The following is a 19,568-nucleotide window of genomic DNA, read 5'->3' as shown; positions in this document are numbered from 1 at the left end:
GGGACAAATCAAAACCAAACGCTTCTGAAATGGTCACCTATCTTTTTGTGTCTATAGTCGTCTATTTTTCGTAGAAATCCTGTTACACTGAGAGCAATTCTTTTTCTTTTTCAGCCGTCATGCGGTCAATTTCTTTGATAGCATCATCGGTTGCTTTTTGGATATCTTTCTCAAGTGTTTTTAACTCATCTTCAGTGATTTCTTTTGCTTTTTCTTGCTTTTTAGCATCATCCATAGCATCACGGCGGATATTACGGATTGCAATTTTAGCATTTTCACCAACTTTTTTCACTTCTTTAGCTAATTCTTTACGTGTTTCTTCGGTCAAAGCTGGAATAACCAAACGAATGACAGAGCCATCGTTAGCAGGTGTAATCCCTAAATCTGATGCGTTAAGAGCGCGCTCGATATCTTTGATAGAAGATTTATCAAAAGGCGAGATCAATAAGACACGCGCTTCTGGCACTGTGATTGAGGCTAATTGATTCAACGGAGTGGGTGCCCCATAATAGTCAACTTGGATACGATCCAAAAGACTAGCGTTGGCACGACCAGCACGAATGCTAGCATACTCGCGTGATAGGGAATGGTGAGACTGTGCAAAACGTTCTTTTGCAGTTTCAATGATTGCATTTGCCATGTTTTTTTACTCTCTTTCTTTTTTACTGTTACTCACAGGCTTTATTTGATACGGTTGTCCCAATATGCTCTCCAAAAACAACACGTTTAATGTTGCCAGCTTCGTTCATGTTGAAAACAACTAGGTCAATGTCATTATCCATTGATAAGGTTGATGCTGTAGCATCCATGATTTTGAGTCCGCGCTTAATCACTTCACCGTGAGTCAATTCGTCAAACTTGACAGCGTTAGCATCTTTTCTCGGATCAGCATTGTAAACCCCATCAACACCATTTTTAGCCATTAAAATAGCATCCGCTTCGATTTCTGCAGCACGAAGAGCAGCTGTTGTATCCGTTGAAAAATAAGGTGAGCCAATACCAGCTCCAAATACAACGATACGCCCTTTTTCTAAATGACGTAGGGCACGGCCACGAATGTAGGGCTCAGCTACATTTTGCATTGGAATAGCTGTCTGAACACGAGTATCAACCCCATAATGTTGAAGACTATCAGCCATTACCAAAGCATTCATCACGGTTCCAAGCATTCCAGTATAGTCTGCTTGAACACGGTCCATTCCAGCTTCTGCCGCAGGTTCCCCACGCCAAAGGTTACCACCACCAATGACAAGAGCAATCTCCACACCCGAAGCATGAACTTCAGCAATTTCTTTTGCTATGGATTGAACAGTTGGGATGTCAATGCCAACTCCCTTGTCACCAGCTAAGGCTTCGCCAGATAGTTTAATTAAAATGCGTTGATATTTAGGTTCCACTATTATTATCTCCTTAGTTTGTCCTTACTATTCTACCATAAACACTCCATTTTTGATAGGGCAAGGCCAGTTCAGAAAAAGAATTTTTATTACGATGACTTGTCTCTAACCGATAACAAAGAGTGAAGAATAGGAACAGTCCTTAGTCATCATCATAGACCTCGTCAGTGTTTTACCAAAAAGAAGCGTTTACAACCTTTAATTTGACTACCATGCCTAAAATGTTATACTTAAAATGTCAGAATCTTTACCTAACTTTTAACCTATTAGGAGGTCACCTTATGAAACTCAATCGTCTTTTTATTCTTGGATGTTTAAGCGCTTCTACCTTGGCTCTAGGAAATTTATCATCAACTAGCGTCCACGCAGATACCTGGCAATCGCTAACCTCTCAACTTCAAGAAGTTACGCCGGGCAAAAACGCGCAAAATGAAGACCCTAGCTTATGAGCTGTACCGGGTAAAGATGCTCAAAATGAAGACCCTAGCCTTTGGGCTGTGCCAGACAAAGATGCCCAAAACGAAGACCCTAGCTTATGGGCTGTACCGGGTAAAGATACTCAAAATGAAGACCCTAGCCTTTGGGCCGTACCAGGTAAAGATGCCCAAAATGAAGACCCTAGCCTTCCTTAGAAATCTACTTCCAAATACGATTTACTGACCTTAAGAGCTTAAGGTCAGTTTTTTAATATTGTTATGTCACTGTCCTCAACTACAGAAACTCTGATAGGATGCTAGGTTAGCTATTTTCTCCCTCTCTTTTTCATCACCTTAATATTATTGACTAAGGTTCTACTCATCTGTTTGTCTTTCCCTCTTACTAAGACAGAACGAATAGGCTCTATTTACGCATACGGTGGCTGTACTCATCAAAAAAACTAGGACAAGTCCTAGTTTTCATCATCTCTTAAAGTGAATTAGGATCAACCTTGATACCAACACCTTGTGTTGATGTGATTGATACGTTTGTCATGTAAGTTCCTTTAGCTGTTGCTGGTTTAGCTTTAGCCATAACATCGTGGAACGCTTTGAAGTTTTCAACCAATTTGTCTGCATCAAATGATACTTTACCAATAAGAGCTTGTACGTTACCTGCTTTGTCAGCACGGTAAGTGATTTTACCACCTTTAGACTCTTCAACTGCTTTTGCAACATCCATTGTTACTGTACCAGTTTTAGGGTTTGGCATCAAGTTACGAGGTCCAAGGACACGTCCAAGGCGACCTACGATAGCCATCATGTCTGGCGTTGCGATAACAACGTCAAAGTCAAGCCATCCACCATTGATTTTTGCAACAAGGTCATCTTCACCTACGAAGTCTGCACCAGCTGCTTTTGCTTCTTCAGCTTTTGCACCACGTGCAAAAACAAGAACACGTTGTGTTTTACCAGTTCCGTTTGGCAATACCATTGCGCCACGGATTTGTTGGTCTGCTTTACGAACGTCAATGTTCAAGTTGTAAGCAACTTCAACAGACGCATCAAATTTTGCGAAGTTCGTTTCTTTTACTAATGCTACAGCTTCTTCTACACTGTACGCTTTTGTGCTATCTACTTTTTCAAGTGCAGCACGCATTTGTTTGCTTTTTTTAGCCATTTTAAAATTCTCCTTGTAATGTGGTCATATCGATTTGATTTAAAATCTCCCACGTCACTCATCTCTTATGATGAAGTCGTGCGGGTAATAGGGGTTCTTGACTGACTAGTCAGTAACAGTGAATCCCATAGAACGAGCAGTACCTTCGATCATACGCATTGCAGCTTCAATGTTTGCAGCGTTTAAATCTGGCATCTTAGTTTCAGCAATTTCTTGTACTTGTGCACGAGTAACTGTCGCAACTTTAGTTTTGTTAGGTGTACCTGATCCTTTTTCAACACCTGCAGCTTTTTTCAAAAGAACAGCAGCTGGTGGTGTTTTAGTGATGAAATCAAATGATTTGTCTTCGTAAACTGAGATAACAACTGGGATGATCATGCCAGCTTGATCAGCTGTACGAGCATTAAATTCTTTAGTGAAGCCCATGATGTTGATACCTGCTTGACCAAGAGCTGGTCCAACTGGTGGAGCTGGTGTAGCTTTACCAGCAGGGATTTGAAGTTTTACAAGTTTTTCGACTTTTTTAGCCATTTTAAAAATCCTCCTGTTGTGGTTTTGGCGGTAATTAAGATTTTTACCTCCCACAGATATGCAAATTGCATACCTCACTATTATAGCTTATTGTCAAAATAAATCAAGTCTTTTCTTCAAAATATCTGACGTCTCTTTCCATTTTTAAATTGGAGCAGGCTCTTCTCCCCTCAGAGAGGATTTTCTATCACAACAGGCAAGTATCAGTTTACAAGAGAGCCATTTGAGTATAAAATAGACCTATGATGATCTATAAATTGACTGCCTTAGCTTTCCTGATATTGACGCCTCTTTTTGCCATGATTGTAACCTCTCTTTTGAGACTTAATAAAAAGGGACTTAAATTTCCAGATGTTGCACTTTTTCTCTTTGCAATAGAAATTGTACTTGTCTCAGGAAAATTTTTTACCCATAATTTACTGCCTTATTATCTTATTATCATGTCCCTGCTAGCCATCGTCATTTCACTATTGTTGGTCGTTCGAACTCAGTCGTTCTCTTACCATCGCTTCATGAAGTTATTTTGGCGAGTTGGCTTTTTAGTCACCTTTATTTTCTACCTTATTTTAGTTATCTTTATTTTTACACTAGCTTAGGCATCTCATCAACTGAGCTGACATCACAAAAGAGAACCTGACATCTCATGATGAGACGTCAGGTTCTTTTAGTTTGTTTGCAATACTTTACGAGGTTTAGTTCCTTCTGCTGGACCGATAACACCTGCTTCTTCCAGTTCATCCATCAAGCGCGTAGCACGATTGAATCCGACCGACAAACGCCTTTGAATCATTGAGGCACTGGCCTTTTGTGTCTCTAACACTAAAGCTTTTGCTTCTTCAAAAAGAGGATCGCCTTCAGCAGCTCCGCCATTTCCAGAAAAACCAGGATCATTGTCGCTAACTTCACCAGGATCAAAACTATCGTCATAATCAGCTTCAGCTTGGTCTTTGATAAAGTTTACAATTCGTTCCACATCATCATCTGAGATGAAAGACCCTTGCAGACGAACAGGGTGATTTTCATCAATCGGCTTAAAGAGCATATCTCCACGTCCTAAGAGCTTTTCAGCGCCATTTTCATCCAGAATCGTTCGACTATCTGTTCCTGAAGATACGGCAAATGCAATACGGGATGGCACATTGGCCTTAATCAGTCCAGAAATAACATCCACAGATGGTCTTTGGGTTGCAAGAATCATGTGAATACCTGCCGCACGCGCCTTTTGTCCCAGACGGATGATAGCGTCTTCTACTTCTTTACTAGCCACCATCATCAAATCAGCTAACTCATCCACAATAACCACAATCAATGGTAAAGGCATTTGCTTTTGCTCAGATTGCCTATTGTAATCCTCAACTTTTGCATTGTAACCAGCAATATTTCGAACCCCGACTTTACTAAAGAGTTCATAGCGATTTTCCATCTCATCAACCACTTTTTGCAACGCCTTGCTGGCTTTACGAGGATTGGTCACTACTGGAATCAGCAAATGGGGAATATCATTATAAACAGACAACTCAACCATCTTAGGGTCGACCATCAAAAATTTCACTTGGTCTGGTCTAGCCTTCATCAGAATACTTGAAATAATGCCATTAACAGCAACCGATTTACCAGAGCCCGTAGAACCAGCTACGAGTAGATGCGGCATGCGTGTCAAATCAAAACTTCTAGCACTGCCATTAACAGCTTTTCCTAGAGGAACTTCTAAAAGTTTATCGTCTGACGTGTTGGACTGTTCCCAGAGCTCACGGAAAGAAACGGTGGCAATTTCGGAATTTGGCACCTCAATCCCAACGAGAGACTTCCCAGGAATAGGGGCTTCAATACGAACATCTTTAGCAGCCAGAGCAAGCGCCAAATCATCAGCAAGATTTGAAATACGATTAACTCGGACCCCGACAGCTGGCTTGATTTCATATTTGGTGACGGAAGGCCCGATTTCTGCTCGCTCTACCTTGACATCAATCCCAAAACTTTGGAAGGTATCTTCAAGCACTTTGATGTTTTTGCGGACTAAGTTTTTCTCTTTGGACTGGTTTTTTGGTTTATCCGCCGCAAATAAATCAATCGTTGGGAGCTTATAAAGAAGATTGGTTTTTGGTGTGAAATCAACTTCAACAGGTTCATCCATATCCATCTCATCTTCAGAAAATCCTAAAGCAGATAACTGGTTGTCCTCAGCCCCAATTTCCTCCTCAGCATAAGCCAAGTCTTCTTGATCAAACAAGCTTGTCTCATCGTCTTTAAAATGACTATCATAAGAAAGAATTTCTGGCTCTGTTATCATATCATCAGCCAAATCATAGCTGGCTTGAGACTGACTATCCTCAACAATCTCTCCCGTCTCAGAATCAACCGTCAATTCTGCCAGACGTTTTTCTTCCTCTTGTGCTTGCTTCTCTAAAGCCTCTTGTTCAGCTAGTAACCGGCGCTCTTCTCGCTTGATAAACCGCTTTTCTTTATTTTCCTGATAAGCCATTGCTAGTTTGTTAACAGCCTCTTTCACAAAATGACTCACATCATAAATATCCCAGGGTGTCATTAAAAATAGACCTAGTAGAATAAACAGGAAGCCAATAAAGTAAGAACCAATGTTTGAAAAAAGAAAAGCCACTGGTTTGTAGAGAAGGGCACCAAACATCCCGCCACCTACAAATTCCGTCACACGAAAAGCCATTAAATCTCTAGTGATAAGACTAGCAGTCCCTCTAAAAACATCCTGGTTAATCATTTTGGGCATGGCAAACAGGTAGGCATGCCATTCAATTAATAACCCTATAAAAACAATGATAAACCCAGCAATAACACCATCTCTCTGGCGTAACCACTTAAAGAAAAAGAGGTACACCAAAATTGCTAGCATAAACGGATAAGCTAGGCTACCTACCATAAAACGAATGATATTATAAGCGGTAATCCCAAAAACGCCTAGTCGAATCATCGCAAAAACAAGCAAGAGAGCAATTAAAATAGATGAAACCATCCTTTTAATAGCACGTTGTCTTTCAATTTCTGCCTTTGTTAAGCGCTTTTTAGGTGCGCTTTTTTTCCTTTGTGTTCTTTTAGCCATAATGTCATTATACCATTTTTTGGACATTAGGAAATAGAACCTAAAAAAGCTGGCTATTTTAAGGGTATACTCCTTATCTTGTGCTATAATAACTGTCATAACATCCTTTTTAGGAATGTCAGATGATGAGGTGGGAAACGCTTCTTTTTAATTCCTTAACTGCTGTTTTCCTTTTCATTTATGGTAAAATTAAAGAAAATATTTCCTAGGAGTAGACATGAAAAAATTACTATCCCTCAGCCTATTAGCTGTTAGTTTACTTAGTTTAAGTGCTTGCGAATCCGTCGACAGAGCCATAAAAGGTGATAAGTACGTGGATGGAAAAATTGCGAAGGAAGAAAGTGAAGCAGCTTCAAAAGCCTATGAAGAAAATATTCAAAAAGCTCTTAAAGCCGACGCTAGCCAATTCCCTCAATTAAACAAAGAAGTTGGTAAAGATGAAGCCAAAGTAGTCATGAAAACTAGTCAGGGTGATATCACGCTGAAACTGTTCCCTAAATATGCTCCACTAGCCGTAGAAAACTTCCTCACGCATGCTAAAAACGGTTATTATGATAAGGTAACCTTCCATCGTGTGATTAACGATTTCATGATTCAAGCAGGCGATCCTAAAGGAAATGGTACTGGCGGCGAGTCCATTTGGAAAGGCAAAGATGCCAAAAAAGATGCTGGCAATGGTTTTGCTAATGAAATTTCTCCATTTTTATATAATATCCGAGGTGCTCTGGCCATGGCAAATGCTGGCGCTGATACTAACGGTAGCCAATTCTTCATTAACCAAAATAAGAAAAACCAAAGTAAGTCATTGTCTAGCGCTAACTATCCAAAACCTATCATTTCAGCCTATGAGCAGGGAGGAAATCCAAGTTTAGACGGAGGCTATACTGTTTTTGGCCAGGTCATCGAAGGCATGGATATTGTTGATAACATTGCTGCGGTTGCTGTTGGTCAAAACGATAAACCGGTGGATGACATTACCATTCATTCCATTGAGGTCATTAAAGACTACCGCTTTAACAAATAACAGACAACTACTTTTCAAGAACCATCGAGTGATTCGATGGTTCTTTTGTCGTTAAAAAAGCACCTCGATGATATTCTGATCAGAGTCAGTATATCACGTGAGGTGTTGGAAGTAAGAATGACTTATTCGTCTATTTTGATTTTGTCATCATCACTTTCTTGATATAACCTTGCTTAGGTGAGATAAAAAAACTAATTAGGAAAATGGCTGCTGATGTCAACACAATACTTGACCCTGCGGCAACATTGAAGGTGTATCCTAGATAGAGCCCTAATACAGAACTCAAAGCTCCGATAGCAGATGACATCACTAGCATGACTTTTAAACTATTAGCATAAAGATAAGCTGTCGCGGCTGGTGTGATAAGGAGTGCCACAATCAGAATGGTACCAACACTTTGCATTGCTGTCACTGACACCAAGGTCAATAATATCATCAGCATGTAATGATAAGCATTGACATTCATACCCATTGATTTGGCTAATATTGGGTCAAAGGACGTGATTAACAACTCTTTAAAGAAGAGAATAATGACGCCTAACACAAAAACAGACACCCCGATAGTAATCCATTTATCACTATCTTGCACTGCTAAGATATTACCAAATAAGATATGAAACAGGTCAGTCGAACTATTAGCCACACCGATTAGAATAATTCCCAAAGCTAAAAATGAACTAAAGGTTATACCAATAGCAGTATCTCCTTTGATAACAGAATTTTCCTTGATGTAAGTAATAATAACAGAGGCTAATAAGCCAAAAACAATAGCCCCAATAAAGAAGTTAATGCCTAAGATAAAAGAAAGAGCAACACCTGGCAAAACAGCATGCGAGATTGCATCTCCCATGAGAGACATGGATCTTAAAATGATGAAGCATCCTACGGCACCAGAGACTACACCAATGACAATGGCTGTTACCAAAGCATTCTGTAAAAAGTGATAAGACATCAAGCCTTCAAAAAATTTCAGAGACATTTACACCATCTCCTTTCCTAAAATCAAATGATTACCATAGGCTTTTGACAAGGTATCGACGGTAAAAACATCGTCAACTTTACCATAGGCCACCAAGGTTTTGTTTAAAATCAAGAGTTTGTCAAAATAATGTTCAACCTTGCTTAAATCATGGTGTACAATTAAGATGGTTTTCCCAGCTGCTTTTAGTTCTTTGAGAAGATCTACAATGATTTTTTCGCTGACCGAATCGATGCCAACAAATGGCTCATCCAAAAAGATATAATCAGATTCTTGAATCAAGCAGCGGGCCACTAGCATACGTTGAAATTGTCCGCCGGATAAGGATTTTATAGGGCGATTGCCAAAACCTGCTAAGCCAACCTGCTCCAAGAAGCGTTCAACCTGGTCGAATTCTTTTTTGCCAACACGACGAAAAAGCCCCAATTTACGATAGGTTCCGAGTGCAACACACTCCTTTACTGTAATGGGAAAATGATAATCAATCATGCTTCGTTGTTCAACATACGCGACCGTATGCCCAAGTTTACGACCATCCTTGTCATCAACCCTCACTTGACCCCTATAATCAATCAAATTGAGGACAGACTTCATAAAGGTTGACTTACCTGCTCCGTTTGGACCAATAATCCCAACAATCGCAGGGCCTTCAATGGTTAAACTGATATTATCTAGGGCATTGCTATCTCCATCATAGCTGACAGAAAGATTAGTAGTTGTAATCATATTGCTCTCCTTCTTAGAAATAAAACAAAGCACAACACTGAAGACGCTGTGCTTTATTCTTATCTTATTTTGCTAGACCTTCAGAAATTTTATCAAGGTTCCATTTCATCATCGCATAGTAGCTATCGCCATCCTCGCCTTTTTTGGCCACAGAATCGGTAAAGATTTCAGCATAGATTGGAATACCACTATCTTTAGAAACAGTTTCCATTGGACGTCTGTCAACACTTGATTCTACAAAAAGAGCAGCTGGTTTGACCACTTTCAATTTCTCAATCAATGATGACATTTGGTCAGGAGTTCCTTCTTCTTCGGTGTTAATCTCCCAAATGTAAGCTGATGGTACACCATAGGCTTTTGAGAAGTACTTGAAGCATCCTTCACTTGTCACAATCAGTTTTTTGTTAGCTGGAATAGCGTCAAATTTTGATTTGGCTTCTTTATCAAGTTTTTCTAACTTAGCAACATAAGCCTTAAGATTTTTTTCGTAAGTGTCTTTGTTTTTAGGATCTTTGGCCATCAATTGTTTGGCAATGTTTTTAGAATAAATAATACCATTTTCTAAATTTAACCAAGCGTGAGGGTCTTCTTTGCCCTTCTCACTTTCACCTTCTAGGTAAATCACATCAACGCCATCTGAAGCAGCAAAGTAATCTTTGTTCTTTTTCTTTTGAGCGTTTTTAACAAGTTTTGTAAACCAGGCTTGTCCACCATCTTCAAGATTAATACCGTTGTAGAAAATCACGTCTGCATTATTCGTTTTTTCGACATCCTCTGGTAATGGCTCATACTCATGCGGATCTTGCCCGATTGGCACGATACTGTGCAAATCAATCTTATCTCCTGCAATCGTTTTTGTCATGTCTGCAAGAATAGAATTGGTTACCACCACTTTAAGTTTATCACTCTTATCAGCTTGGCTTCCTGATGAGGAACAGGCTACTAACAGAAAAGCAGCTAAAAAGGCACTCAAAATGAGGCTAATTTTCTTTTTCATCACACATCTCCTTAGGATATATTATTTATTTAATTAAGTATAGTTAAATATAATATAAGGATATATTATTGTTGGTTTTTTGTCAAGATTTTTTCCTAAAAATCTGATATAATAATGATTATAAATAAGAGAAAGGCATATTGCTATGACGCCTAACAAAGAAGATTACTTGAAATGTATTTACGAAATTGGGGAACAAGAATCTAAAATTTCAAACAAGATGGTGGCTGAAAAAATGCAGGTTTCTGCGCCAGCTGTTTCTGAGATGATTAAAAAAATGATTTCACAAGGGTGGATTGTCAAAGAAAAGGCAAAAGGCTATCTGTTAACTGACAAAGGACAGGTGCTTGTTGCTAATCTTTATCGTAAACACCGTTTGATCGAGGTTTTTCTCATCCACCAATTGGGATACAATGCGCAAGAAGTTCACCAAGAAGCTGAGGTCTTGGAACACACTGTTTCAGATACGTTTATTGATCGTTTGGATGAAACCCTTGGTTTTCCAACTTTCTGTCCTCATGGTGGCACTATCCCGCGAAACGGACAGCCTCTTGTGGAAATAAACCATACAACCCTTAACACTATTACAGATCTGGGACGCTTCCGCCTGAGTCGCATCCATGACCAATTTGATTTAATTCAATATTTAGAAGCCCATGGACTTAAAATCAACACTGAGTTGGAGCTAACTCAAATTGACACGTTTGCAAAAACCTATACTATTCAGTATTTGGACAAAGAATTGATTATTCCTGAGAATATTGCCAAGCAGTTATATGTGACAGCTCTTTAAATGATAAAACAAAACCCTCAACTTCCGATTATTTAATCATAAGTTGAGGGTTTTGTTTTTTGAGAAATGTCTTTAGACAGCTAACTTTTCTAAAAATGCCATCAATGTTTGGGCAGATTTTTTGCCAGCTTCAATGATAAATTGGTCAAAGGTAATATTGGCGTCATGGGCTGCGGTATCACTCATAGCTCTTACCACGATAAATGGTTTACCTGTGGCATGGGCAGCTTGTGCAATTGCCGCTCCTTCCATTTCTACTGCTAGAACTGTAGGAAAGACCGTTTTAATGTTATCAATCTTATCTTGTCCCGCAATAAAACTATCTCCAGTTGCAATCAAACCAACTCGACTACCTGTTGATGACTGAGCTAAAACTTCTTTAAAAGTATTCACAAATTGGGGGTCACAGTTAAAATACAAAGGCTGCGCTGCCATTTGACCATAAGCATAGCCAAAAGCAGTCACATCAACATCATGATAAACCAACTGATCAGCAACCACCACATCACCAATGGCTAGACCTGGTGCTACCGCTCCTGCTGACCCAGTGTTGATAATGGCATCCACATCAAAATGATCTACCAAGATAGCAACTGTCATCGCAGACATGACCTTACCAATACCCGACTGCACTAACACTAAGTCATGCTGGCCCAATCGACCCGTATAGTAAGTGTTGGATAGCACTTGATGAACTTGACAATCCAACACATTTTCCAAAAGGAGGCGTAATTCTTCCTCCATAGCAGCGATAATTCCGATTTTCATAATAGTTCCTTATCTAGTTATAGGTAAAAGACAGCATAGACTAAAAGAGCGATAAGAATAATCACTGCAATAAGAATCAAGTTCAATTTGGATTGCAATTGACTCCGTCTAGCATTTTCGATGCGCCGACTCTTATAGATACGTTCTGATTCCTCATGGTCTGGCAAGGGCATGATTTTGGTGTCAAAATCCGCATACTCATCAGCTTCAAACGACTCTCCACGTTTAGCTTTTTCAATCACCTCATCAGTTAATAACGGCTTCCCCATTTACCGATCACCTCCAAACTGTAAGGCATAATATTGCAAAGCTATCAAGGTTTTAGCATCTGCTAATTTCCCTTGGGAAACGAGCTCCATACAGTCTTCATAAGTCAATTCTAATACCTCAATCACTTCATCCTCATCTTGAGGTTTAGGATTGGGTACCTTTTCAAGATCAGTTGCTAAATAAAGTTTGATTTTTTCATTACAAAAACCAATGGCTGTGTAAAACTCATATAGAAGGGATAAATGACCAGTATAAGCTGTCTCTTCTTCTAATTCCCGTGCAGCAGCTTCCAGCTCTGATCCCGATTCACCCACTTCCAACTTACCGGCTGGAATTTCATAAGAAACGGCTTCAATAGCTTTACGGTATTGTTTGACAATCACAATTTTCTTATCAGGAGTAACCGCCAAAACAGCAACGGCACCACGATGAAAAATCAATTCTCGTTTGGATTGCCCCAGATTGTTGGGAAGTTCAACATCATCCACAACAACTTTAAAAATATGACCATCAAAAATGACTTGTCTTTTCAGCGTTTTTTCTTCAAATTCCATGCCTGGCCTCCTTACTAAATAGATCTTGAATTATTTGCTTCGACTTGGGTGATGAGGAAGACGCTTAGCGTAATCTTCCTTGGTCACTTGGCGGCTGCGCCCAATAGCAATGCTATCAGCTGGTACTGTCTTAGAAATAGTTGAGCCAGCTGCAGTTAAAGCATTATCTCCAACTTCCAAAGGAGCAATGAGGGTTGAATTGCTGCCGATAAAAGCGTAATCTCCAATAACTGTCTGGTATTTATTTTGACCATCGTAGTTGACGGTAATAGTGCCTGCTCCAACATTCACTTTAGAACCTACTTGAGCATTTCCGATATAGGTCAGGTGTCCCGCTTTGGTTTTTTCTCCGATATGGGATCCTTTTACTTCTACAAAATTACCGATATGCACATCTTTAGCCAAGCTTGTTCCTGGGCGAATATGGGCGTAAGGCCCAACAGTGACGCCTGAAGCTAAAGTTGAAGATTCAATCATTGAGTTGGTGATGATACTTCCTTGACCAATTTCAGAATCCACAATATAAGTACCATTCGTCAAGACACATTCGGCTGCGATGCGTGTTTTCCCTTTTAAGGTCACATTTCCTTCAATTAAAACATCCGGTGCAATCTCAACATCGCTTTCGATATAGACTGTTTCAGGATTTTGGAAAGTCACCCCATTGACCATATGTTTTTTGGTGATGCGCTGGCGCATCACTGCTTCAGCAGTTGCTAAAGCCACACGATCATTAACACCAAGACTTTCATTGAAATCTCTGAGGGTGTAGGCGCCGACTTTTTCTTTATGATCTCTAAAAATGGAAATCACATCTGTTAGGTAATATTCCCCTTGGGCATTGTTTGTTGTAATGTTTTTAAGGGCTTCAAACAAACGCTTATTGTCAAAGACATAAGTTCCTGTGTTAATCTCTTTGATTTGTTGTTCAAAATCGCTGGCATCTTTTTGCTCAACAATTTTAATCACTTCACCATCCTTGTTACGGATAATACGACCATAGCCAAAGGGATCCTGCGCTGTGGCAGTCAAGATCGTAGCAACATTTTTATGGTTAACGTGAAAATCAATCAGACTCTTGAGGCTTTGACCGGTGATTAAAGGGGTGTCGCCTGCAATCACCAAGGTATGACCTTCTAGTCCTGCTAACTTTTCTTCGGCCATCATAACAGCATGTCCTGTGCCTAGCTGTTCTGTTTGTAACACAAACTCGGATTGGTCTGCTAATACGGCACGTACCATATCTGCTTTGTGGCCAATAACGGTCACATTTTGCTCAGGTTCAATCGCTGCTACGCTGCGAAAAACGTGTTCTAACATGGTTAAGCCAGAAACATGGTGAAGCACTTTAGGGAGGTCTGATTTCATGCGGGTGCCCTTACCCGCAGCTAGAATAATTGCATAATTTGTCATACGTTTTTCCTTAATAATGTGATAAATACCTTCCCATTATAGCATATTTTCTCATTTTTTCCTGAAACATCCTAGCATTCTCTTATCTTTTATAGTGTCACTTGAGGCTTGTTATGACTAAAAAAGACAGGACTTCAGCAATAAGTCTGTCTTTTTTAGGCATTTGCCTAGCTAATCTTTGATGATTTCTTCTTCGCGTTTGGCTAAAATCAAATAACCAACCGCTGAAAAAGCAGATAAGGCTGCAACGACAATATATGACCAAAACCAGCCAAAACCATCTGCCAAAATCGGCATCAGCCAGTTTGCTCCCATATTGCCGATGAGATAAGCTGTGACTCCTACAAAACCAATCGCTGTTCCTGCAACATTTAAAGGAACAAAGTTAATTGTTAAAATATTCACGATCAACTGTGGGCCATAAATCAATGACCCTAAAATACCTGCAATAACAAGCAACAAGAAATAGTTTGGAGAACCTGTGGCAGTCAAGCGTTCATAGACAAACACAATAGCCGCTAACACAAAAAGCCCAATAGCCCCAATCTTGGCCATTTTATTAGGATAACGAACCGCTAACCACGCAAATACCAGCGAGCCTGGAATAGCTACCCACTCTAACATTGAAATCGCAAAATGAATATGGGCCTCTGACATATTGGCTACTTGTGACAAGTAGATCGGCATCCAGTCTTCAATCCCAAAACGAACAAAATAAAGGGCCACATTGACAGCAGCAACAAGTAAGAGCGACGGGTTACAAAAAACGTATTTCCAGATGAGTTGCCAATAAGACAGATTATGCTTTTCTTCTTCACTGGCAACAGCTGATTCGCCCGCATCACCATACATCGTTCGAAGAGAGTCAAGGCCCTCAGACTCAGGGTTATCACCGCCAAGTTTCCAGCAGCACAAAGCAAACAAGAGCACTAAAATACCAGGGATTAAAAAGGCAAGTAAAATATTGCCATTAGCTGGTATCACCAAGCCCATACTGGTGAGCAAGGCGATGGTTAATGGCAAGAGGGCTGATCCCATGTTTTGAGAAATGTTCCATCCAGCGATAGCTCCGCCGCGTGTTTTATTTGGAAAATAATTGGCAATCATGGCTTGTGAGGCAGGTGCCAAGGCACCTTGTACGACACCACACAAGACTAGCAGTATTCCTAATACCACCATTGAACTATTGAAAAAACCGATTAAAATACAAATCAAAGCGCTTGCACCCAAGCTGATTGAAAAGAGCTTCCTCAAGCTAACACGATCCCCTAAGGCCCCCATATAGAATTTTGCTAAACCATAAGAAACGGTCAAACACGATAACAAGGTCGCAATTTGAGCCTTGTCCCAACCGTTTTGGACCATAATAGTGTTTGACATTAGTTTGAAATTGTTGCGTACCAAGTAGGCACACACATAACCAAAAAATGCGACAAAAAAGACGACCTTTTGACGGCGCAGAAATTGCGTAAACTTCTCAGGTTCTCTTTTGTTATAATCCTCTTCCATAAACAATTAAACTCCTACACTGTAATTTTTGTCATGACATTCTTTTAGTGTAACAGAGTTATGCAGCAGTGTCAACGCTTACAAATTTAGTTTCACTGCTTCTAGAGACCTTTTGGGGGCAGAATTTCCGAACGGTCATTTCTTAAATCGTTTTGCTTTATCATTATTTTAATCAAATCAATTCGTCAGGCATCTCTCATCTCACAAAGAAAGCCCAAATCCTGAACAAGTTATTTTTGCCAAAAAAGCACGAGGGGGTTAACCCTCGTGAAAACACGTCTTTCAACCATTACCATAGCACCTGCACAAAAGGCAATGGCTACCAGATTACCATCACGAATGAACAGCTCGCTCCAACACAGCCATAACTGCTCTGCTATGTTCCAAAGCCTGATTCACTTTCTCAAAGTCTCTTTGGTCAATCATATCCCTAAAAGCAAGGAATTCTTCATACATGCGGTGTTCATGTTTGTTAAGATTAGCCACTTCTGCTTCGTGACCGTGTAGACTTAACTGAACTTGAGGGAGGGTATTCGTTGCTCCAAGCACTGCAAGTGAGCCTTTGTTACCTTGAATAGTGGACTTGATTTCTGCCGTGCAATCCTTCGCCCCAATACAAACCACTTTAAACTGCTCATAGTCCATGACAAGCATACCTGACGTATCAATGCCCTTGTCCATATTGGCTAAATATTGAACCTTTTTGGGACTGCCAAATAGGCCTACCACAAAATGAATATTATAGATATTTAAATCGCGTAAGGCTCCGCCACCTTTTTGAGGGTCAAAGGCTGGTGCTATGTCACCTTGTTTAAAGGCATCATAACGAGACGAATACTGAGAATAGTTGCACTCTACAATTTTAATATCACCGAGTTGGTCAAGGTGCTCTTTAATAAAGGTCATGTTGCTCAGATACTGATTAGTAATCGCTTCTAACAAAATGAGCTTTCGTTCTTTAGCGATCACCACTAGTTCATCTAATTCCCCTGCTGTCAGGGTAAAAGGTTTTTCACAGATGACATGTTTGCCGGCTAGAAGAGCCTTTTTCGCCCCCTCATAATGCAAATGATTAGGGGTTGCGATATAAACGGTGTCCACATCTTCTGAGGCAAGAACACTGTCAAAATCACTTGTAGCTGTTGGAATAGCAAAGCTTTTTGCTAATTCTCTAGCCACATCTACACTACGAGGCGTGGAAACAATAGCGTTAAGGTCAATACCCTTAATTTCTTGTAGGACAGGTAAAAGATCTTTGACAATCATACCGGTCCCTAAAATGGCTAATTTCATCTTAATCTCCTAACTGTGGGTAAACCACTTGAAATTCTTCTAAAACAATGGGACTTTGTTCAGAAAAAACAAGCCCTGCCTCTTCAAAATAAGGTTGAAAAAAGTCCTGATGAGCCTGTCGCCACCAAGCCAAACTCCTATCCCCTTCTCCTTCTTTGTAAGCATGTTCTGCTGATACCTGTTCAAAAGGAAGCACCTCAACCTTAGTAATGTGAACAATACAAACTGCCTGTCCTTGTCCATCTAACACCACATCATAAGTTCCGACCTGTGGCAGAGGTTCCTGATCCAATTCATACAAATCATAAGCAGAAGCCGTTGCTGTTTTAATTCCTTTTAGGACGAGCTGTGCCAATAAATCCGGTTGAACCCCAAAGGCCCAAGCGTCAATCTCATCACCAATACTAGGATTAATCTTTCGATAGGCCTGCCATAATTCTTCTGCTGTCATTTTTTCTCCTTTATTTATCAAAGCTCTGATACAATGCCAACAACACATTTGAAGGACTTACGAGACTTGGTTTGCTGTTTAAACCCTTCTTTGAAATCCAAAATCCAAACGGTATAACCCAGCCAAATTCTAAGATAAATAGACCTCGGATGAACAGCTCCTGAAATACCTCTAACCTCAACTTCCGTTCCATCATCTTTTTCGTATTCTGTACGAACCAACCAAGAATTGCCCAAGCCAATCTCAATATACTTGGTCACTTCAAACTCCAGCCACCATCAACTTTAAGGATTTCTCCCTGCATCGCTCCTGCTTTTCCTGAAGCTAAGTAGAGGGTAAGCTCAGCAATTTCTGCTGGATCTAACCAGCGCCCAATCGGAGTTTCATCGGCCACCCATTGAGCCAAGCCTCCAGGTTCAAAATCCGCTTGTGTCATGGCCGTTTTAACGGCGCCTGGTGCAATGCCAAAAACCTGAATACCAGACTTGGCATAATCAAGAGCTAACTGACGGGTAAAACCTGCCAAGGCGTGCTTGCTAGCTGTATAAGCTACTCCGCCACCTCCTGCTAAAAAACTAGCAATAGAACACATGTTGATGATAATGCCAGAACCATTAGCAACCATTTGGGGTAAGTAATGGCGAGTGATTCGGATAGTAGCAAAAAGGTTGACCTGAAAAATTTTGTCAATATCGGCATCACTAATATCAAGTAAGGGCTTATAGTCGTCGAGGATTCCTGCGGTATGGCATATGATGTCCACATGTGGTGCAAAGTCGTGAAGCGCAGCTAAATCGCCGCTAAGGTCCAGTTGTAAAAACTGAAAGTTACCGGGCAAGTCAGGCTTAGCCGACTTGTCAACGCCATAGACTGCGTAGCCATTCTCCAAAAAAAGACGAGCCTGCGCTAAGCCGATGCCTGATGATACTCCTGTGATGAGGACGCGTTTAGTCATGAACTTCTACCCAATCGGTGGCTAGCACATCACATGGGGTTGGTGCCCACATGGAGAAGCCCTCTCCCTCGCCAGACACATTAATCAAGAAGTAAGGCGTTACTTCAAGTGCTTGGCCATTTTGTTCGATGCTATCAAAGAGTTGGACATAGTTTTCAGCACCTCCCCAGCCTGTCCGAACATATTTTCTCTTTGCTTTGAGGCCTGGTAAAATCTCTTCAAATGTCATGGTTTTCTCCTTTGTCTCTGTTAACGATTGTGAGGTGTTGTCTTCTTGTCAGTCCCAATTGTCATAGGAAACTGCTTGACTTCTTTTAGGACATTACGCCAAAAAAGAGGGGGTATTGCGACAATTATAGCATAAGGCTCTCTTTTTTACCATTGGAGAGAAGCCCATTTGTCCGAGAATGTCCACTTGAAACAAGTATGCTTCGAGATGACCTAAAACCAGCTGTTAAGCTATCCAACTGAGGCAAAAGATGACCCAACTGAAAGAAATGGCGATCATCAAAAAAGACCAATTTTGTTCACTTGGTCTTTGTCTTATCCATTCTCAGCCTTATCAACTATTAGAAGATCAACGGTTATTAAATTGGAAGAAGTAAGGGAGTTTAAGCTTTGCGAGTTTCTCGTGCCACTCTGGAGAAAAGTTTCCTTCTGTTCCTCGATCACCTGGTCCTGCATAGTTGATAAAATTCTTTTCATTCACTGAAAGAATCTCTTTTTCGGTAAGACAAGGGGCTGAAGTTCGATGAGTTGGCCCTTCAAAAGTTGCTTTAACAGTTTCAGACGTAACCTCACATGGTTCTGAAACTTTGTGAGGAGTTGGTCCTTCAAACTGTAAAGTAACGTTATCAGCGCTTACGGCACCGCCAGTGATGAAAAACATTGTAGTAATCGCTGTTAATCCAGCAATCTTGTATTTTGACATGATGTATACCACTCTCCTATATCGTTGTACTGTCGAGTACGCTTTTATTATAGCAAATAGTTTTAATAAAATAGATATTTTTTATAAAAAAATAATATAAAGCTCATTTTTATATTACATAATATCATTTTATGCTCATCATAAGTTCTCATAAAGACCTTCAACGATTGTCCTACTCATTTTTTCTCCTACTTTAATAAATACCTTGTCCATAAGATAAATCCAACAATGCCTAACCATTATAATCCTATCCTTTATCTTTAATCTCCCAATTTCTGACAATCTGCTTAACACTTGACAACCGTCAA

At 40.2% G+C, this 19,568-nt stretch carries 24 protein-coding genes; 5 read left to right on the top strand and 19 right to left on the bottom strand.

The window, feature by feature from the left end:
• Positions 1-82 precede the first annotated feature (82 nt).
• On the bottom strand, positions 83-640 hold the full coding sequence (gene frr, locus FQT67_RS02545) for a ribosome recycling factor (protein ID WP_003054381.1): 558 nt from the start codon (positions 638-640) through the stop codon (positions 83-85).
• A gap of 28 nt (positions 641-668) precedes the next feature.
• Entirely contained in the window at positions 669-1,397 is a 729-nt protein-coding gene (gene pyrH, locus FQT67_RS02540; RefSeq protein ID WP_003049878.1) for a UMP kinase, read from the bottom strand.
• A gap of 281 nt (positions 1,398-1,678) precedes the next feature.
• On the opposite strand from pyrH, the gene FQT67_RS10715 reads away from it, so the two are divergent.
• Positions 1,679-1,846, top strand: a complete 168-nt coding sequence (locus FQT67_RS10715; protein ID WP_003054374.1) for a hypothetical protein — start codon at positions 1,679-1,681, stop codon at positions 1,844-1,846.
• 48 nt (positions 1,847-1,894) lie between these two features.
• Positions 1,895-2,029, top strand: coding sequence for a hypothetical protein (locus FQT67_RS10890; protein ID WP_003054384.1), 135 nt, complete (start codon positions 1,895-1,897; stop codon positions 2,027-2,029).
• 274 nt (positions 2,030-2,303) lie between these two features.
• On the opposite strand, the gene rplA is transcribed toward FQT67_RS10890, so the two are convergent.
• The gene (rplA, locus tag FQT67_RS02535; RefSeq protein ID WP_003049876.1) at positions 2,304-2,993 is read right to left on the bottom strand and encodes a 50S ribosomal protein L1; all 690 of its coding nucleotides are present in this window, start codon (positions 2,991-2,993) and stop codon (positions 2,304-2,306) included.
• A 105-nt stretch (positions 2,994-3,098) separates the two neighbouring features.
• Complete coding sequence (rplK, locus tag FQT67_RS02530) at positions 3,099-3,524, bottom strand: 50S ribosomal protein L11 (protein ID WP_003049875.1); 426 nt, start codon at positions 3,522-3,524, stop codon at positions 3,099-3,101.
• A 242-nt stretch (positions 3,525-3,766) separates the two neighbouring features.
• Here rplK and FQT67_RS02525 point away from each other — a divergent pair, with 242 nt between their 5' ends.
• Positions 3,767-4,120 (top strand): DUF3397 domain-containing protein, encoded by a 354-nt coding sequence (locus FQT67_RS02525; protein WP_012766635.1) that lies wholly within the window; start codon positions 3,767-3,769, stop codon positions 4,118-4,120.
• A gap of 68 nt (positions 4,121-4,188) precedes the next feature.
• On the opposite strand, the gene FQT67_RS02520 is transcribed toward FQT67_RS02525, so the two are convergent.
• Positions 4,189-6,597 (bottom strand): DNA translocase FtsK, encoded by a 2,409-nt coding sequence (locus FQT67_RS02520; protein WP_037590009.1) that lies wholly within the window; start codon positions 6,595-6,597, stop codon positions 4,189-4,191.
• Positions 6,598-6,814: 217 nt separating this feature from the next.
• Here FQT67_RS02520 and FQT67_RS02515 point away from each other — a divergent pair, with 217 nt between their 5' ends.
• Complete coding sequence (locus tag FQT67_RS02515; RefSeq protein WP_003054349.1) at positions 6,815-7,621, top strand: peptidylprolyl isomerase; 807 nt, start codon at positions 6,815-6,817, stop codon at positions 7,619-7,621.
• A 130-nt stretch (positions 7,622-7,751) separates the two neighbouring features.
• On the opposite strand, the gene FQT67_RS02510 is transcribed toward FQT67_RS02515, so the two are convergent.
• From FQT67_RS02510 to FQT67_RS02500, 3 genes are all read right to left on the bottom strand, one after another.
• Positions 7,752-8,600, bottom strand: coding sequence for a metal ABC transporter permease (locus tag FQT67_RS02510; RefSeq protein WP_003054335.1), 849 nt, complete (start codon positions 8,598-8,600; stop codon positions 7,752-7,754).
• On the bottom strand, positions 8,601-9,326 hold the full coding sequence (locus FQT67_RS02505) for a metal ABC transporter ATP-binding protein (RefSeq protein WP_003054363.1): 726 nt from the start codon (positions 9,324-9,326) through the stop codon (positions 8,601-8,603).
• A gap of 64 nt (positions 9,327-9,390) precedes the next feature.
• Positions 9,391-10,323, bottom strand: coding sequence for a metal ABC transporter substrate-binding protein (locus FQT67_RS02500; protein WP_003062287.1), 933 nt, complete (start codon positions 10,321-10,323; stop codon positions 9,391-9,393).
• 145 nt (positions 10,324-10,468) lie between these two features.
• On the opposite strand from FQT67_RS02500, the gene FQT67_RS02495 reads away from it, so the two are divergent.
• Entirely contained in the window at positions 10,469-11,116 is a 648-nt protein-coding gene (locus tag FQT67_RS02495; protein ID WP_003059888.1) for a metal-dependent transcriptional regulator, read from the top strand.
• Between the two features lie 72 nt (positions 11,117-11,188).
• On the opposite strand, the gene FQT67_RS02490 is transcribed toward FQT67_RS02495, so the two are convergent.
• From FQT67_RS02490 to FQT67_RS02440, 11 genes are all read right to left on the bottom strand, one after another.
• On the bottom strand, positions 11,189-11,884 hold the full coding sequence (locus tag FQT67_RS02490; RefSeq protein WP_003054376.1) for a 5'-methylthioadenosine/adenosylhomocysteine nucleosidase: 696 nt from the start codon (positions 11,882-11,884) through the stop codon (positions 11,189-11,191).
• Positions 11,885-11,901: 17 nt separating this feature from the next.
• Positions 11,902-12,153, bottom strand: coding sequence for a cell wall synthase accessory phosphoprotein MacP (gene macP, locus FQT67_RS02485; protein ID WP_003054365.1), 252 nt, complete (start codon positions 12,151-12,153; stop codon positions 11,902-11,904).
• Complete coding sequence (locus FQT67_RS02480; protein WP_003059987.1) at positions 12,154-12,708, bottom strand: NUDIX hydrolase; 555 nt, start codon at positions 12,706-12,708, stop codon at positions 12,154-12,156.
• A 30-nt stretch (positions 12,709-12,738) separates the two neighbouring features.
• Positions 12,739-14,121 carry a bifunctional UDP-N-acetylglucosamine diphosphorylase/glucosamine-1-phosphate N-acetyltransferase GlmU gene (glmU, locus tag FQT67_RS02475; protein ID WP_003061627.1) on the bottom strand — a complete coding sequence of 461 codons (1,383 nt, stop codon included), beginning with the start codon at positions 14,119-14,121 and terminating at the stop codon, positions 12,739-12,741.
• Positions 14,122-14,292: 171 nt separating this feature from the next.
• Positions 14,293-15,630, bottom strand: coding sequence for an MFS transporter (locus tag FQT67_RS02470; RefSeq protein ID WP_046176968.1), 1,338 nt, complete (start codon positions 15,628-15,630; stop codon positions 14,293-14,295).
• Between the two features lie 333 nt (positions 15,631-15,963).
• A complete protein-coding gene (locus tag FQT67_RS02465) occupies positions 15,964-16,923 on the bottom strand; it encodes a Gfo/Idh/MocA family oxidoreductase (RefSeq protein WP_003054341.1) in 960 nt (319 codons plus the stop codon).
• Position 16,924: 1 nt separating this feature from the next.
• Positions 16,925-17,374 carry an ASCH domain-containing protein gene (locus FQT67_RS02460; RefSeq protein ID WP_046176969.1) on the bottom strand — a complete coding sequence of 150 codons (450 nt, stop codon included), beginning with the start codon at positions 17,372-17,374 and terminating at the stop codon, positions 16,925-16,927.
• A gap of 17 nt (positions 17,375-17,391) precedes the next feature.
• Positions 17,392-17,634, bottom strand: a complete 243-nt coding sequence (locus FQT67_RS02455) for a DUF3977 family protein (protein WP_003049859.1) — start codon at positions 17,632-17,634, stop codon at positions 17,392-17,394.
• Positions 17,631-18,329 carry a 3-oxoacyl-ACP reductase gene (locus tag FQT67_RS02450; RefSeq protein WP_003054338.1) on the bottom strand — a complete coding sequence of 233 codons (699 nt, stop codon included), beginning with the start codon at positions 18,327-18,329 and terminating at the stop codon, positions 17,631-17,633. Before FQT67_RS02450 ends, FQT67_RS02455 begins: the two co-directional genes overlap by 4 nt.
• Complete coding sequence (locus FQT67_RS02445; protein WP_003054401.1) at positions 18,322-18,558, bottom strand: DUF2829 domain-containing protein; 237 nt, start codon at positions 18,556-18,558, stop codon at positions 18,322-18,324. The genes FQT67_RS02450 and FQT67_RS02445 overlap by 8 nt, the downstream gene beginning before the upstream one ends.
• Before the next feature lie 348 nt (positions 18,559-18,906).
• On the bottom strand, positions 18,907-19,260 hold the full coding sequence (locus FQT67_RS02440; protein WP_046176970.1) for a hypothetical protein: 354 nt from the start codon (positions 19,258-19,260) through the stop codon (positions 18,907-18,909).
• Positions 19,261-19,568 lie beyond the last annotated feature (308 nt).

The organism is Streptococcus sp. NCTC 11567 (genome assembly GCF_902141215.1).
Lineage (GTDB): Bacteria > Bacillota > Bacilli > Lactobacillales > Streptococcaceae > Streptococcus > Streptococcus dysgalactiae.
The sequence above is the reverse complement of the archived record's forward strand: the minus strand, read 5'-3'. Positions and strand labels throughout refer to the sequence as shown.

Coding starts and splice junctions, on each gene's coding strand:
- FQT67_RS02515 (WP_003054349.1), top strand. CDS start 6,815: ATGAAAAAATTACTATCCCTCAGCCTATTAGCTGTTAGTTTACTTAGT.
- FQT67_RS02480 (WP_003059987.1), bottom strand. CDS start 12,708: ATGGAATTTGAAGAAAAAACGCTGAAAAGACAAGTCATTTTTGATGGT.
- FQT67_RS02525 (WP_012766635.1), top strand. CDS start 3,767: ATGATGATCTATAAATTGACTGCCTTAGCTTTCCTGATATTGACGCCT.
- FQT67_RS02450 (WP_003054338.1), bottom strand. CDS start 18,329: ATGACTAAACGCGTCCTCATCACAGGAGTATCATCAGGCATCGGCTTA.
- FQT67_RS10715 (WP_003054374.1), top strand. CDS start 1,679: ATGAAACTCAATCGTCTTTTTATTCTTGGATGTTTAAGCGCTTCTACC.
- FQT67_RS02465 (WP_003054341.1), bottom strand. CDS start 16,923: ATGAAATTAGCCATTTTAGGGACCGGTATGATTGTCAAAGATCTTTTA.
- frr (WP_003054381.1), bottom strand. CDS start 640: ATGGCAAATGCAATCATTGAAACTGCAAAAGAACGTTTTGCACAGTCT.
- FQT67_RS02490 (WP_003054376.1), bottom strand. CDS start 11,884: ATGAAAATCGGAATTATCGCTGCTATGGAGGAAGAATTACGCCTCCTT.
- macP (WP_003054365.1), bottom strand. CDS start 12,153: ATGGGGAAGCCGTTATTAACTGATGAGGTGATTGAAAAAGCTAAACGT.
- glmU (WP_003061627.1), bottom strand. CDS start 14,121: ATGACAAATTATGCAATTATTCTAGCTGCGGGTAAGGGCACCCGCATG.
- rplA (WP_003049876.1), bottom strand. CDS start 2,993: ATGGCTAAAAAAAGCAAACAAATGCGTGCTGCACTTGAAAAAGTAGAT.
- FQT67_RS02470 (WP_046176968.1), bottom strand. CDS start 15,630: ATGGAAGAGGATTATAACAAAAGAGAACCTGAGAAGTTTACGCAATTT.
- FQT67_RS02445 (WP_003054401.1), bottom strand. CDS start 18,558: ATGACATTTGAAGAGATTTTACCAGGCCTCAAAGCAAAGAGAAAATAT.
- FQT67_RS02520 (WP_037590009.1), bottom strand. CDS start 6,597: ATGGCTAAAAGAACACAAAGGAAAAAAAGCGCACCTAAAAAGCGCTTA.
- FQT67_RS02460 (WP_046176969.1), bottom strand. CDS start 17,374: ATGACAGCAGAAGAATTATGGCAGGCCTATCGAAAGATTAATCCTAGT.
- FQT67_RS02505 (WP_003054363.1), bottom strand. CDS start 9,326: ATGATTACAACTACTAATCTTTCTGTCAGCTATGATGGAGATAGCAAT.
- FQT67_RS02440 (WP_046176970.1), bottom strand. CDS start 19,260: ATGTCAAAATACAAGATTGCTGGATTAACAGCGATTACTACAATGTTT.
- FQT67_RS02495 (WP_003059888.1), top strand. CDS start 10,469: ATGACGCCTAACAAAGAAGATTACTTGAAATGTATTTACGAAATTGGG.
- FQT67_RS02500 (WP_003062287.1), bottom strand. CDS start 10,323: ATGAAAAAGAAAATTAGCCTCATTTTGAGTGCCTTTTTAGCTGCTTTT.
- FQT67_RS02510 (WP_003054335.1), bottom strand. CDS start 8,600: ATGTCTCTGAAATTTTTTGAAGGCTTGATGTCTTATCACTTTTTACAG.
- rplK (WP_003049875.1), bottom strand. CDS start 3,524: ATGGCTAAAAAAGTCGAAAAACTTGTAAAACTTCAAATCCCTGCTGGT.